Genomic DNA, 13,850 nt, shown 5'->3' with positions numbered 1-13,850 from the left:
TCAGTACCGTCGCCACGGCGAAGTGGTTGCCTTGTAGATGGGCTTGTAGGAAATGTGCCTGATATAAACCTGCCGCATCAGCGGGTCGGACTTCGCCATCACCCTGAGCAGCCCGACGATCACGACCCAGACAGCGACGCCGAAGAGCGCCGAATAGGCCGTCAGCACGACGAAGATCAGGATCACGGCTGCAAGACCGGTGATCAGGACCAGTTCCCGGTCGGCGCCCATGAGTAGGTTCGGGCGAGAGAGCGCGCGATGGATGCGGTTACGCCGCAGGCCAGACAGGGACTCAGCCATGAACTCCCTCTCCTCCTCTGTTCGAACCAATTGACGTGATCTGCTCGTCGGTCAGCCCGATCGAAGCGCCGGTCGCACCGAACAGGCCGACAATGTTGGTGGCGCCGAGCAGGATGCCGGCGACAAGAACGACGTACACAAGTCGCCGCGCGAAATCGTTGAGCTCGCCGCCGAAGATGAGCATGCCGCCGGCGATGGCCACGGCTGCAAGCGCGATCGCACCCGCGACCGGGCCGGTTATTGATTCCTGAATCTGCTGCAGTGGCCCTTCCCATGGGAGGCTGCCGCCGGAGCTCGCAAGCGCTGGTGCGACCGAGGCAAGAATGATTGGCGCCGCCACGAGCGCAGCAGCGATGAGGGTATGCTTACGCGACATGGCGCGCCTCCTGTTCTTCGGTGAGCTGATCGGATTCAATCTCGTACTGTCCGTTGATGAACCGCTCGACTTGAATGATGTCGCGAACAAGCCGCCCACGTGGCGTCCGCTCGATCGAGATGACCAGGTCGACGGCCTCTCCGATCACCTCGTGCATCGGCTGCTGGCTGGCTTCGGCGGTCAGCTGTTCGAGCCGACGCAGCGCCGACATGGCGGTGTTCGAGTGGATGGTCGCCACCCCGCCCGGGTGGCCGGTGTTCCAGGCCTTGAGCAACGTCAGGGCCGCGCCGTCGCGAACTTCGCCAACGACGATCCTGTCGGGGCGCAGCCGCATCGTGCTCTTGAGGAGCCGCGCCATGTCGATCGTATCGCTGGTATGCAGGAGAACGGCGTTCTCGGTTGCGCATTGGACTTCCGCAGTATCCTCAAGGATGACGAGGCGATCCTCGGGCGCAGACCTGACGATCTCGTGGATCACAGCGTTCGCAAGGGTCGTCTTGCCCGAGCCCGTTCCCCCGGAAATGATGATGTTCAGCCTCGCGGAAATGGCACTGCGGATCGTGGCGGCTTGGTATTCTGTCATGACCCCGGTGCGGACATAATCTTCGAGCGGAATGAGGCGTGACGCGCGGCGCCGAATGGTAAAGGCAGGCTTGGCGACGATTGGGGGCAACAGACCCTCGAAGCGGTGGCCACCGATTGGCAGCTCGCCGGAGATGATTGGCTGTTCCGTGTCCACTTCGGATTGAAGCGCATGCGCCACTGTCCCGATGACCATCTCCGCGGCAGCAGACGACATCTCGCCAGCGGGCACAACGCCATGACCAAGTCGTTCAATGAACAGCTTTCCGTCCGGATTGAGCATGATCTCGACGACACTCGCGTCGTCCAGGGCAACGCAGAGCAGATCGCCGAGTGCCTCCTGAAGTTTGCGGACAAGACGGGGGTGAGAGCGAAGCTGGTTCACGGATTTCTCCTTACGCTGCCTGGCTGAGAGGGGTGAGTTCAGAACGGTAATTGGAGGGCCGGAGCCGAAGGAACGTCTCCGCATTGGCGGGCAGCGTGCCCGCCACGGCCATCGTCACGCCGATCTTCTTCGGCTCGCCCAAACGCTGCAGCGGCCATCCGACGCGGGCGAGGATGCGCTCGAAGCGGAGATCGGTTACAGTGACAATCTCGGTGTAGCCATTCGCCAGGCACCATTCGATGATGCCTGCGAACATTGTGAGCGTTGCCTCGTGGACCGAGCCGTCGCCCCTCCCCTCCGCAAGGGCCGTGTCGACGCAGAAGCGGGAACTCTCGATCATCGCGGCATGACCGTTGAGTTGGCCGTCGGGGAGAAGTGACGGGAAAACGTCCGCCACCATTGTCGGGCCAAGCGTAGGAAGGAGCCTCGCGCATCCCGCCAGTTGGCCGGTCTCTGCGATCGCGAGAACGTAGGTCGGCCGAAGCGCGTCGAAACCATCCGACTCACTCCCCGCCGTTACGTCGACTTCCCAACCCAGGCGATCAGAAAAGACCCGCGCACGAAGCTGGTAGTGTGTGTGGAGGAGGTGCGCCTCTTGGATTGTCCGGGGCGTTGAGAAGGCGAGAACCTGCATGATATTCTCCGTCGTTGTTGGTCCGCGGGAAATCAGCACAGATCGAAATTTGGGGGCAGTTGTAGGATTCAACATGCGCGACGCGAGGTGAGTCGCAGTTCCGTGAGGGGTGTGGCGCTACAAGGACCCCTAATCCCCTCGCTGTTACACTGTTCGGATTTGTAGGATTCACAGGAGAACAATCCAGGATCAAGGAGCCGGACTTCTGAGGTTAACTCGCGGAATGGAAAAGCAAAAATCCGAAGAGCTTCGCATAGATTGTTCCTTGCCTTTAACCTTTTGTTAACCCTAAACTTCTGGACCAGTTCGGAGAATCGTGTTCTATCTTTGGCGGGCAATGGCCGGTAAACCGGTGGAAAGCCGCCAAGAGGGACAGATGGCGATAGCAAACCGAGTAGAAGCAGTTGTTGGCTCGAAGGAAGATGCCGGCAGCAAAATCATGCGGCATGCCGGGCTTCTGTCCGGGCAATTGCAGCAGCTCAGAACTCGTATGTATCCCCCAAAATCGGAAAAGACCCTGCGACCCTTTCTGACCAACGAAGTGTCTAAGCTGACGTCCATACCCGATTCCACCCTGAAGCTCATGTCCACCGAAGGACGTGGACCGGTTCCCAGCAGGCTGGAAAATAACCATCGCGTCTACACGCTGGCCCAGATCAATGAGTTGCGTGAATTGTTCGCGATGCAGAAACCTGCTGACGCCTTGCGGTTCCTCCCTCGCCGTCGTGCCGGCGAGCACCTCCAGGTTCTGGCAATAGCCAACTTTAAAGGCGGCAGTGCGAAGACGACAACCTGCGTCCACCTTGCTCACTATCTAGCCCTTCACGGGTATCGCGTTCTCGCATTGGACCTGGACCCGCAAGCATCCTTATCTGCTCTGTTCGGTGCTCAGCCAGAAGTTGACGTTGGCTCGAATGAAACGATCTATGCCGCTTTGCGTTACGACGACGCCGAACGTCGTCCAATTCGCGATATAATTCGCAAGACGTATTTCGATGGCATCGACCTCATTCCTGGCAACCTCGAAGTCATGGAGTATGAGCACGAAACGCCACGAATCCTGGCGAACAAGTCCAGCTCTGGCGCAATCTTCTTCGAGCGACTGAAACTCGCACTTTCGGAAGTCGAGGCGGACTATGACGTCGTGCTTCTTGACACTCCGCCGTCGCTCGGCTTTCTGACGTTGAGCGCGATATACGCAGCGACCAGCATGATCATTACGGTCCACCCGGCCATGCTGGACGTCGCGTCAATGAGCCAGTTCCTTCTCATGATGGGGGATCTGATTAGTGTTCTGAACGAGAGCGGTGCTCAGTTGGACCAGGACTTCATTCGGTATCTGGTCACACGACACGACCCCAATGACGCGCCACAGTCGCAAGTCGTTGCGATGCTTCGGCACCTGTTCGGCTCCGATGTATTATTGCCCACCGCCATCGAAAGTACCGCTGTTGAGGCAGCCGGCTTGGCGAAACGTTCGGTGTACGAGCTCGAATTGGGGCAGATCGGGCGCGATACTCACAAGCGTGCCCGCGAGGCGGTAGACGCTGTGAACGAGGCAATTGTTCGCCTCGTCAATGACAGTTGGGGGCGGACATGAGCAAATCCCCTCGCAAGTCGATTGTCGCCAGCTTCGGGTTGCTTTCCGCGGAGCTGGAGAGTGATCAGGCCGCGGATCAACAGCAGCCGTCGCAGGCTCCTGATCCGGTTCCCGGGAATCGTGTCGGTGCAGGTGTGATCGGTGCCGCTCACCGAGCGATCGACGATATCCGAACAGAGCGAGATCGCTTGAAGGCTATCGTTGAGTCGGGTGGTGGTGCGGTTCGCGAGTTGGATCCGTCGCTCATCGACCCCTCCCCTTACCCGGATAGACTGCCGGACGATGACACAACGAGCTTCGAGGCGTTCAAGCGGTCGATCGAGACTGAGGGGCAAAAAGTTCCCGTTCAAGTCCGCAAACACCCCTCTTCGCCAGGCCGCTACCAGATAGTCTACGGTCATCGACGCTGGCTCGCTGCCATGCAGCTCGACAGGCCTGTTCGCGCTCTCGAAGTCGAGATTTCTGACCTCGACCTCGTTCTTGCACAAGGCATCGAGAACGCCGGCCGCCAAGACCTCACCTGGATTGAGCGCGCGTTATTTGCATCGCGCATGGATGATGCGGGTATCAAGCCTCGGCACATTTACGCGGCGCTGTCGATCGAAGACGCGGAACTGGCACGGATGCGGAATGTCTACAGGATCATTCCCACGGATATCATCGAAGCCATTGGGAGGGCTCCGAAGATCGGGCGGCCACGCTGGCTCGATCTTGCCAAGACAGTTGCGGGCAATGCGGGAACGCTTGATACCCTGCGCGCTGCGCTGGATAGAAAAGGCGATGTTGAGACATCCGATCAAAGGTTTCAGCGTGCGTTGAACGCCATCAAGCCAGCATCGACGGATCGTCGGGCGCCAAGTCCGATCACAGACAAGAGCGGAACAAAGCTCGGCGCTTTGTTGATGTCGTCGAAAGAGGTTCGAATTTCGGCCGAGGGCTCACTCGGGGTCGAGTTTTTGAAGTTTGTTGAGGCGGAGCTTCCAGCGCTCACGGAGCGCTTTGCCCGCCTGCGAGAAAACGAGAAACCCTGACAGCTGTCAGGGTTTGGAGGTGAAGAAAGGAAGAACTGCAAAAGAAAAAGGCCCCCTAAACGTTGCCGTCGTGGAAGCCTCTCTCAATGTGTGACAACTAGAGAATCGCATTTCCCCGAATCCCAGTCAAGAGTCTTTGGCACCGTAATTTGGTGAGCAGGTTTCTTTTGCCTTTTTGAAGGTGAAGAAAATGCAGATTGGTAGTGTGACGACGCCCTTCGGGCGGCGGCCGATGACGCTTGCCCTAGTGAGGCGGCAAATCGAGGCGAGTTCGATCAAGCCAGGCAAGACGGCGGATAAATGGAAGGTGTTTCGGGATGCTTCCGAAGCAAGGGAGTTGCTTGGGCTGCAGGATCGCAGCCTAGCCGTTTTGGACGCGCTCCTGAGCTTCTATCCTGACAACGAATTGCGCCAAGATGCGCAACTCATCGTTTTTCCGTCCAACGCGCAACTAACACTTCGGGCGCACGGTATCGCCGGCGCTACGCTTCGCAGACATCTGGCCCTGCTCATTGAGGCAGGACTGATCGTGCGGAGGGACAGCGCGAACGGAAAGCGTTACGCCCGGAAGGACAAGGCCGGCGCGATCGATAGCGCATTCGGCTTTGACCTGTCACCGTTGCTCCTTCGAGTGGATGAGCTCGCCATGATGGCGCAGCAGGTCGTTGCCGATCGTTTTGCACTCCGGCGGGCGAAAGAAAATTTGACGATATGCAGGCGCGACGTTCGAAAGCTCATTTCTGCCGCGATCGAGGAAGGTGCATCGGGCAACTGGGAAAACATCGAAGCGATGTATATCAGTCTCGTAAGCAGGATTCCGCGCTCTCCAACGCTTAGTGACGTGAATTCAATCCTGGATGAGATGGAGCTCCTGCAGCAGGAGATTATCAACATCCTGGAAATGCAGCAAAAAGACGAAAAAAATAGCACCAATGCTGCTCACAATGAGCGTCACATACAGAATTCAAAACCCGAATCTATCCATGAACTTGAACCTAGCTCTCGAAACGAGCAGGGCGCAAAGACAGTGGACGATTGTCGGCCGCAGCGTGAGCCGGTCCGGAATTTTCCGCTTGGGATGGTGATGCGGGCTTGCCCCGAGATCGCGATGTATGGGCCTGGTGGTACGATCGGAAGTTGGCGCGAAATGATGGGTGCAGCGGTGGTCGTTCGGTCGATGCTGGGCGTCAGCCCCTCGGCCTATCAAGAGGCCTGCGAGGTGATGGGGCCAGAGAATGCGGCTGCGGCTATGGCTTGCATTCTTGAGCGGACTGGGCACATCAACTCGCCGGGGGGATATCTCCGAGACCTGACACGCAAGGCGGCACGGGGCGAATTTTCATTGGGGCCGGTTCTTATGGCGCTCCTGAGAGCTCATGGACAAGGCGATAGGGCGGTCGGCTAGAGCTGCTTCGGTAATGCAAAACCCTGACAGCTGTCAGGGTTTTGCATTACCTCCGGAACAACGAAACGTCGCGCAGCGTCTCATCGGGAGTGACGGCTATGGCAAACGCCAGGGCCAAATCATGGCGGCGAGGATGTCCTGTCTGCTTTGGCGCCGTTCGTCCTCGCACTGGTGAGGCGAACATTGGCATCCCTGCATCACTCCTCGTCACAGCTCTGCTTAGCTGTTGCGCGATCGTGATGTTCGGACTCATCCTGCTCGATGCAGCGGGCAGCTCACGCGGCACTTATCTCAGGATAAAATCCCGCAAGCCGCGTTCGGCCGGCACCTCGCCGGCAAATCGGCAAATGACGTGCATGTGGGCGTGGAAGACATGCTGGCCGCCGGCAACACCAACATTCCAGCCGATCGTAAAGTCTTCCGGTTCGTGCTGCGCCAGCCAAGTACGCGGTTGATCGAGCATTTCGCCGAGGTCGGCCCATTCCTCAGCTTTCAATTCGAACGGACTTTCGACGTGGCGCCTCGCCACTACCAGCACTGCCGGATGGTTCGGATGCGGCTTGTCCACCATGTAATGAGAAGCGTTGGCGGCAACGGGCTCGCCATCGTGATCATACCACTTGCAGCTCGTTGGGTTTGTCAGCATAAGTCCAACTCAATCCGGATATCTAAAGGAATATATCGGCCATGGCCGGCCCTGCCAACACGACACTGACGCGCAGCAACCCCACCGCCTTCCTTGGCGGGGCGGCCATCGGAGCGCTCGGCGGCCTGATCGGTCTCGGCGGAGCGGAATTTCGCCTGCCTCTGTTGATCAGCCTGTTCGGCTTTCCAGGTTTGGAAGCGGTAATCCTAAACAAGACGATGAGTCTGGTTGTCGTCGCGACTGCACTGCCGTTTCGCGCGGCAGCCGTACCCTTCGCCGACGTGTTGGCGCACTGGCCGATTATCGTCAATCTGCTCGCCGGCAGCCTGGTTGGCGCTTGGTTTGGGGCAGGGTGGGCCACCCGCCTGCGCTCAGAAACTCTGTACCGCGTGATCGCGATCATGCTGGTCGTGATTGCCGTTGTGCTGATGGTCGGCCACGAGGCCTCGGCCGGCCAGCCGCTGGTCACCGGCACTCTGCAGATCGCGGCGGGTATCGTTGCCGGCTTCATTATCGGAATTGTAGCGGCCCTCTTGGGCGTCGCCGGCGGCGAGCTACTGATCCCGACGCTAGTTCTCCTATTCGGCGCTGATATTAAGCTGGCCGGAAGCCTGTCGCTTGCGGTGAGCCTCCCGACAATGCTGGTTGGGTTTGCACGCTATAGTCAGGACCAGAGTTTTTCGGCCATCCGACGCAACTGGACCTTTGTGCTCGTGATGGCCGCCGGCTCGATCGTCGGCACATTCGTCGGCGGGAAGCTTCTGGGCATCATTCCCAGCTACGTGCTGCTACCGCTTCTAGCGGTCATACTCCTGCTCTCGGCCGTGAAGGTCTGGCGGCATAAGTGATCCATCTGTCGTCGATCTGTCAGCGGCGGATAAGACCAAACCGATGGGCTTCGTCTAGCAGGTTTCGGACCGAGGAAGGCTGCCATTTCTTACCGCCCCGTGAAGGCCGTTCTCCCATCTGGTCCAATTGAGCGCCAATGTCGCGAAGCGATAGACCGGGGTCTGCAATCGCGATCGCCGCCACAAGCTTCATCAGGTGGTCTTCCGGCGCGCGGCGAGGGGACCGGGCAAGGAGCTCTTTTTCCGCAAGCTTTTCGCGGACCATGCGATGGACGGCACGGCGAAGGCGCTCAACCGTCCAGTCACGGCCGCTGCGATTGAGTACCCGAACCACATTGTCCCAGCTGTGCTGCGGCCGGAGTTGCCGCACCAGTGGCAACCACGTCTGCGCGGACGCAATGAGTTCACCGATATAGAGTTTCTGGCGTGCATGTGAGACCGCTTTGATTGCCTCCGGTCGCCGTTCTCGCAGGCCGGGATTCCCAGGAAGCTTGCCACGCGCCTTGGCCGCCTTGACGCCCGCTTTGGTGCGTTCGGCGATCAGCGCTCGCTCGAGCTGCGCGACCGCGCCGAGAACCTGGAGTGAAAACATACCCTGCGGCGTCGAGGTATCAATCGGATCCCGGATCGATCGAAAATGGACACCGCGCTCCTCCAGGTCTTCGATGACCTGCAGCAGGTGGCTCACCGATCGCGCAAGGCGATCCAGCCGGACAACGACAAGGACATCGCCGGCGGTGAGTTCGCCAAGTAGTCGCGTCAAAACCGGCCGTGCGCGAGATGCTCCAGAACCATGCTCTTGGAAAATCCGATCGCAACCAGCTGCGCGCAACTCGTCCATCTGGGCGTCGTGAAGCTGGTCCTCTGTCGAGACACGGGCGTAGCCGATGAGCCGCTTCGGAAGCTGGGGAACTTTAACTGTTTGCCTCTTTGCCATCCGGCTTTCAGCGGCCCGCTTTAGGGTGGTTTGTACAGGTAAAGCATGCGTGAGAAAACGACCGGATGTGGCCGTTTTTGGAAACTTCTAACTCTTGCCCAAATAACCTCTTCCTGTTATATGACTACTATAGTCACAGATGGAGCCCGATGTGAGAGAAATCCAGCTCAAGGATGCCAAGGCGACGTTTTCGGCGGTTATCGACCAGGCCATCCATGGCAATCCGGCCATCATCACTCGACACGGCAAAAAGGAAGCCGTAGTGCTTTCATTCGAGGAGTATGAAAAACTATCCCGCGTGCCAAGCTTTGGCCGTTTGTTGGCAGCGTTCCCCGGCGATGAGACTGATATCCCTGCTCGCAGCAGCAACCCGCCCCGAGACGTTGATCTCTGATGTTCCTGGTCGATACGAACGTCATATCCGCCCTCGCCCCGTCCAAACGGCAAAGTTCCGGCCAGCTGGTCGAATGGCTCGATAAGGCAAGTTCGCAATTGTTTTTGTCGGTCATTTCGGCCGCTGAGGTCAAATCCGGGATCGCCAAAGCCGAGCGGGATGGTGCGTCCACCAAGGCACAGCGGCTGAAAGATTGGTGGGAGAGCATCGAATATCTCTACGCGCAGAAGCTGTTACCGTTCGATCTCAGGTGCGCGCATGCCGCTGGCCGGATTCTTGATGACGCTCGCGCCCACCGGCCGGGTTTTGAAGACATTGCGATAGCCGCCACGGCTAAAGTACATGGGTTGACGGTCTTGACTCGCAATATGCGCCATTTCGGACCCTTGGGCGTTCGGGTAGTCGATCCGTTTGAGGCATTGCCGGAGTTGTAGGGGAGGGGGCTTTCTCGGGAAGTCCGGCAGTTCAAACGAGATTGGTCGGGAGACGACGACTTCTCAGTCGTACCGAGTTCATCCTGGTTTAAAGCAGCCGCGCCGCGCGACCACTGCGCCTGGTCGCGTTGTTATAGTAGCTTGATGCCTGTTGCACGGATCGGTGCCGAGACTGCTCCATAGCCTCGGGGAGGGGGATACCGCGGTTCGCCGCTTCGGTCAGGTATCCCGACCGCAAGCCGTGCGCAGAAAACTCCCCACTATCCAGCCCCGCCATCGTCGCTCGTTGTTTGATGATCGCATTGACCGACTGCGGATCGAGCGCGCGTCGAGAAACCGTCCCCCAGCGTCCGATCCCGCGAAACACGCTTCCACTCTCGATCTTGGCCACCGTCATCCAGGCATTCAGCGCCTCGACCGGCCGACCGGTCAGATAGACGACATCGTCCTGCTCGCCAGTACTGGTCTTGGTGCGACCGAGATGGATGGCAAGGGAGGGGAGGGGAGGGCCACTCTCGACCGGGATCGGCGGCTCGACGGTCAGCTGTTCGCGTCGCAGTCCGGCAATCTCGCTGCGCCGGCGGCCGCCGGACGCAAATGCGACCATCAGGATCGCCCGGTCGCGGAGGTCGCGGAGACTGTCGGTGGCGCAGGTCGCCAGCAGCTTTGCCAGCACATCGCCGGTGACCGCCTTGGCGCTCTTGCGGCGCCGCGCCCGGGGGACGGCGCGAACGGCGAGGCGAATCGCCGACTTGAGGGCAGGGGAGGCGAACGCGCCGTCGAGGCCGCGCCACCTAGTCAGCGTCGACCAATTCGCCAGCCGCCGGCGCACGGTCGCTGGCGCGTGGGGTCCGACGGATTTCAGAAACCCCTGGTGCCGAAGCTTTTCGTCGATATCGGCCGGCATGCCGTGATCCGGATCGGTCTCGCGGTGCTGCGGGTCCCAAAGGTGATGGGAGACAAACTTCAGCAGCAGCGCTTCGGGCGCCGGCCAGAGCAGCGACTGTCCGGTGGCGGCCAATCCCCAGGCTTCCAGATAGGCGAGATCCGAGGTCAGCGCCCGCAGCGTGTTGTCGCCCATACCCTGGTTGACGAGATGGCGCAGCGTCTCGACGTCGTGGTCGGTCAAGAGTTCGGCGAGCTCGTCGCGGCGCTCGATCGGCAAGACGGCGGCGATGGTGTCGAGCTCTTCGGCGCGGCGCTCCACCGCGGTGGCTGATTTCTTGGTTTTGGCCACGGTCGCTCCAAAATCGCGGGTTTCGTCGGCCGCTGGGACCGTGCTTTACCCGATTCTTTCTGATTTGCGGCTCCAGATCAACTATCATCGATAACCAGTACTTATCGATGGCCAGCGATGCGCTGGAGCATCATATCCAGTGGCGAACTGTAATGCCGAGATAGATTTCCTTTCACAAATCGTTTACCATGATTTCAATGGTTTACGATCTCGCGAAAATCAGCATGACAGCCCTGATGCGGCCGGTTTTCGACGCCGGTCTCGCGCTGACGCGTCTTGACGAGCGCATCGCCCGCTCAGCCGTCGGCGAGGGCTGGATCGAACGCGCCCATTTCACCGACGCCTGCGCCTCGCTGTGGATCGACGGCGAACTCGTCCACCTCGAAGACCTCGTCCTCCATGACAACACCCGGGATATTCGCACACCCACCCACGAACTGACCATCGCCCGCGACGTTTTGAGGACCCGCCGGCGCATCGCTGCTCAGTCTCCCGGCTGGGCGCTTTCGCCCGAGGGCGTTCGGACGGTGCGGAAAACCGCGGAGATCACACCGGTGGGCGCCGACGAGGGAGAGGTGGCGGGCGGCATTCGGCGCGCTGCCGTGAATGATCTAAAAGGGGAGGGGGAGGACATCGACGAAGCCGAAGGGCTTCCCGGCGTCGACTATGCCGCCATCGATGCGATCCTCGCGCGCTCTGACGCCGCGATCGAACGAGCAAAAAAGCCCGGCCGGGCTCCGGCCGATCCGCTGGTCTATGATCTCGACTGGGATGAGGATGCCCGGCTCGACGAATGGCGCGGCGTCCTGCGGCAGGCCCAACATTTGCCTGCAATGCTGCAGGCGATCATCGCCCTTGATGCCTGGAATGAGATTTCGGTCCTGCAGCACGCGCCCTGGCTTGGCCGGCTGTTCGCGGCGTCGATCGTGAGGGAGGCTGGCATCACCACCGGCGCCCATCTCGCCGCCATCAACCTCGGCCTGAAAACCATTCCCGTCGATCGCCGCCGTCATTGCGATCGGGAGACGCGGTTGCTCGCCATCGCCCAAGGACTTTTGGCGGCCGCCGAGATCGGCATGAAGGAACATGACCGGCTGACGCTTGCCCGGCAGATGATGGAACGCAAATTGTTGGGAAGACGAACGTCTTCGAAATTGCCGGAGCTGGTCGAGCTCGTCATGGCCAAGCCGCTGGTGTCGGCAGGGATGGTGGCCAAGACGCTCGACGTCACGCCGCAGGCGGCGCGGCGGATCGTTTTGGAGCTCGGCCTCAGGGAAATGACGGGGAGGGGGAGGTTTCGGGCGTGGGGGATAATTTAAAGCATTCGCCGGGATCAGTTGGCGCCTAGATCGCTCCCCTTTCCGTGTCTATTTTATCTCTGGTCACGGGGCCGTTGCGTGTCCGCAGGTAAGCCTGCGGACACCGAGAATAATCTCAAGATACGGCGCTGCCGCACCCTTCGGGATCATGATTTGAAAAGACGACGAGGCTCACCGCGCCCAAGGAGGCGTGAGAACTTTCTGTATTCAGAGTGTTCATACTGCCAACGGCCGGCAACGATTGCCTGATGAATTCCAGCTTCCTCTGCCAGTGCTTCTAGTTCATCTGTTTCCATGTCACTCGAGACATGCTTCTCCCAGATTTCCTTAGGAATAAGGGCGTTTCGAGCAAATTCGTCTGCTTCCGCCTCTATGCCTTCCGAGCTACCGACGTCGAGATCATCCAAGATCACCGGGTTTTCGCCACTTAAATGGCAAGCGACATGGGCGAATTCATGCATCATTGTAAACCAGAAGTTGTCGATGCGGTCATGCCGGAGGGTAAGCGCAATGATCGGGGCTCCATCACTGCGGCACATGGCAGCACCATCTAGATAAGTTCCAGGAAGGTGCTCAAGGATGACCAATACAATTCCCATCGCATTTAATTCATCAAAAATCGCGGTGGCCCAATCCGGGCGTGCACTTATTTTCGCGATGGAACGAGCCGCAGAAGTGTAGTTTACCTTAGTGGCCCTTTTCACTTTCACCGCATCTGCTTTCACCATCACGGCGCCGCACCAGGCTTCCAGCGCAGTGAAGTCGGTCTTGGCATTGGTTCGTGCCGTCCTGGATTTCCTTAGCATCGCTACTGCGGGTGCCGACGCGGTAGCTCGCGCCATGAATCCCCGTAGATCCTCGCTGACCGCCATGACGTCAAGCGACCTCAATCTCTCTACCACCGAGTTTGCGGCGCTCGAAGTCTTGCTGGCAGATTCGTGCTTGATGGTACCGATCAACGAGCTTGTCGGAATGTTGAGGTGGTAATTTAATGCGCGAATCTGATCTACAGTCAGCTGCCGTTGTCCGTTCAGGATCTCAGATACTCTCGACTTGCTACCAAGGTAAGGGATGAGATCACGCGGCTTCATGTCGCTCTGCGCCATGCGAAACCTGATAGCTTCGGCAGGCGACACATTGGCAATAGCGTGGTTGTTTCGCTCCCATTTCTCAATAAGAGCTTGTAGGATCTCTAGTTCGTCGACTGACTTCTGATCAGCGGCGGTCATGAGCTGACGTGCTCGCTCCAGCGCTTTTTCATAGTTTTCTTCGGTGCGAATAGGGCGAATTGTCATGCCGCTCTCGCGCTCTTTGTCCGGCGAGGCTGTACGGTGTCGCGTGCAACCGTTCGATCGATCAGGACCATGCCCACGTCAAACTTGATAAACATTTCAACCATGAAATTGTCGGTAAGTGGGATTCGCATCTGTGCACCTTTCGCGGTTGCCAATGGATAATGTTCGAGAAATTCGGCCTGGGATTCGAATTGCGCATCGGCCAATTCGGCGACGAAGGCGCCGATCTCTCCCGCAGATTCCGCATTTTCATCGATCAGAGCGCGGAGCTTAGAGGTTCCCATCAGTTTCATCGAAAACTACGCCGCTCCGGTTAACAATAAAATAGTTCCCATATGTGGAACTCTTATTGCCAAGCCTTCCGACTCATGCCATAAAGTAAGCGTTCCATTTCGTGGAACTATTATCACAGTCAGACGGTGGAGCC

Annotated in this window: 16 protein-coding genes; 7 read left to right on the top strand and 9 right to left on the bottom strand. The window is 59.0% G+C overall.

Annotated features, from left to right (window positions below; all coding sequences use genetic code 11):
• From ACZ9IU_RS30855 to traI, 4 genes are read right to left on the bottom strand one after another with little or no spacing between them, the layout of a single operon-like run.
• A complete protein-coding gene (locus ACZ9IU_RS30855; RefSeq protein ID WP_040126062.1) occupies positions 1 to 300 on the bottom strand; it encodes a conjugal transfer protein TrbD in 300 nt (99 codons plus the stop codon).
• Entirely contained in the window at positions 293 to 676 is a 384-nt protein-coding gene (locus ACZ9IU_RS30850; RefSeq protein WP_040126063.1) for a TrbC/VirB2 family protein, read from the bottom strand. Before ACZ9IU_RS30850 ends, ACZ9IU_RS30855 begins: the two co-directional genes overlap by 8 nt.
• On the bottom strand, positions 666 to 1,643 hold the full coding sequence (trbB, locus tag ACZ9IU_RS30845; RefSeq protein ID WP_040126064.1) for a P-type conjugative transfer ATPase TrbB: 978 nt from the start codon (positions 1,641 to 1,643) through the stop codon (positions 666 to 668). Before trbB ends, ACZ9IU_RS30850 begins: the two co-directional genes overlap by 11 nt.
• A 10-nt stretch (positions 1,644 to 1,653) precedes the next feature.
• On the bottom strand, positions 1,654 to 2,277 hold the full coding sequence (gene traI / locus ACZ9IU_RS30840; protein WP_040126065.1) for an acyl-homoserine-lactone synthase: 624 nt from the start codon (positions 2,275 to 2,277) through the stop codon (positions 1,654 to 1,656).
• Positions 2,278 to 2,653: 376 nt separating this feature from the next.
• Between traI and repA the strand changes: the two genes are divergently transcribed.
• The 3 genes from repA (at position 2,654) to repC (ending at position 6,313) form a co-directional block, all read left to right on the top strand.
• Positions 2,654 to 3,877, top strand: coding sequence for a plasmid partitioning protein RepA (gene repA, locus ACZ9IU_RS30835; RefSeq protein ID WP_040126066.1), 1,224 nt, complete (start codon positions 2,654 to 2,656; stop codon positions 3,875 to 3,877).
• Positions 3,874 to 4,908 (top strand): plasmid partitioning protein RepB, encoded by a 1,035-nt coding sequence (gene repB, locus ACZ9IU_RS30830; RefSeq protein ID WP_040125934.1) that lies wholly within the window; start codon positions 3,874 to 3,876, stop codon positions 4,906 to 4,908. Before repA ends, repB begins: the two co-directional genes overlap by 4 nt.
• 190 nt (positions 4,909 to 5,098) lie before the next feature.
• A complete protein-coding gene (gene repC / locus ACZ9IU_RS30825) occupies positions 5,099 to 6,313 on the top strand; it encodes a plasmid replication protein RepC (protein WP_040125935.1) in 1,215 nt (404 codons plus the stop codon).
• A gap of 286 nt (positions 6,314 to 6,599) precedes the next feature.
• Here repC and ACZ9IU_RS30820 read toward each other — a convergent pair whose 3' ends face one another.
• Positions 6,600 to 6,959 carry an HIT domain-containing protein gene (locus tag ACZ9IU_RS30820; RefSeq protein ID WP_065814827.1) on the bottom strand — a complete coding sequence of 120 codons (360 nt, stop codon included), beginning with the start codon at positions 6,957 to 6,959 and terminating at the stop codon, positions 6,600 to 6,602.
• 41 nt (positions 6,960 to 7,000) lie between these two features.
• Here ACZ9IU_RS30820 and ACZ9IU_RS30815 point away from each other — a divergent pair, with 41 nt between their 5' ends.
• Positions 7,001 to 7,807 carry a sulfite exporter TauE/SafE family protein gene (locus ACZ9IU_RS30815; RefSeq protein WP_040125936.1) on the top strand — a complete coding sequence of 269 codons (807 nt, stop codon included), beginning with the start codon at positions 7,001 to 7,003 and terminating at the stop codon, positions 7,805 to 7,807.
• A gap of 19 nt (positions 7,808 to 7,826) precedes the next feature.
• Here ACZ9IU_RS30815 and ACZ9IU_RS30810 read toward each other — a convergent pair whose 3' ends face one another.
• Positions 7,827 to 8,744 (bottom strand): recombinase family protein, encoded by a 918-nt coding sequence (locus ACZ9IU_RS30810; RefSeq protein ID WP_040125937.1) that lies wholly within the window; start codon positions 8,742 to 8,744, stop codon positions 7,827 to 7,829.
• 151 nt (positions 8,745 to 8,895) lie between these two features.
• Here ACZ9IU_RS30810 and ACZ9IU_RS30805 point away from each other — a divergent pair, with 151 nt between their 5' ends.
• Positions 8,896 to 9,138 (top strand): type II toxin-antitoxin system Phd/YefM family antitoxin, encoded by a 243-nt coding sequence (locus tag ACZ9IU_RS30805; protein ID WP_040126068.1) that lies wholly within the window; start codon positions 8,896 to 8,898, stop codon positions 9,136 to 9,138.
• Positions 9,138 to 9,572 carry a type II toxin-antitoxin system VapC family toxin gene (locus ACZ9IU_RS30800; RefSeq protein WP_040125938.1) on the top strand — a complete coding sequence of 145 codons (435 nt, stop codon included), beginning with the start codon at positions 9,138 to 9,140 and terminating at the stop codon, positions 9,570 to 9,572. The genes ACZ9IU_RS30805 and ACZ9IU_RS30800 overlap by 1 nt, the downstream gene beginning before the upstream one ends.
• Before the next feature lie 88 nt (positions 9,573 to 9,660).
• Here the strand turns inward: ACZ9IU_RS30800 and ACZ9IU_RS30795 are convergent, their stop codons facing one another.
• On the bottom strand, positions 9,661 to 10,809 hold the full coding sequence (locus ACZ9IU_RS30795; protein ID WP_040125939.1) for a site-specific integrase: 1,149 nt from the start codon (positions 10,807 to 10,809) through the stop codon (positions 9,661 to 9,663).
• A gap of 188 nt (positions 10,810 to 10,997) precedes the next feature.
• Here ACZ9IU_RS30795 and ACZ9IU_RS30790 point away from each other — a divergent pair, with 188 nt between their 5' ends.
• The gene (locus ACZ9IU_RS30790; RefSeq protein ID WP_040125940.1) at positions 10,998 to 12,128 is read left to right on the top strand and encodes an RHE_PE00001 family protein; all 1,131 of its coding nucleotides are present in this window, start codon (positions 10,998 to 11,000) and stop codon (positions 12,126 to 12,128) included.
• 146 nt (positions 12,129 to 12,274) lie between these two features.
• Here the strand turns inward: ACZ9IU_RS30790 and ACZ9IU_RS30785 are convergent, their stop codons facing one another.
• Positions 12,275 to 13,423 carry an ImmA/IrrE family metallo-endopeptidase gene (locus tag ACZ9IU_RS30785; RefSeq protein ID WP_051900752.1) on the bottom strand — a complete coding sequence of 383 codons (1,149 nt, stop codon included), beginning with the start codon at positions 13,421 to 13,423 and terminating at the stop codon, positions 12,275 to 12,277.
• Positions 13,420 to 13,716 carry a hypothetical protein gene (locus tag ACZ9IU_RS30780; protein ID WP_040125941.1) on the bottom strand — a complete coding sequence of 99 codons (297 nt, stop codon included), beginning with the start codon at positions 13,714 to 13,716 and terminating at the stop codon, positions 13,420 to 13,422. Before ACZ9IU_RS30780 ends, ACZ9IU_RS30785 begins: the two co-directional genes overlap by 4 nt.
• Positions 13,717 to 13,850: the final 134 nt, after the last annotated feature.

The organism is Mesorhizobium sp. USDA 4132 (assembly GCF_056279545.1).
Note: the sequence above shows the minus strand (reverse complement) of the source record. Positions and strands in the feature narration are given on the sequence as shown.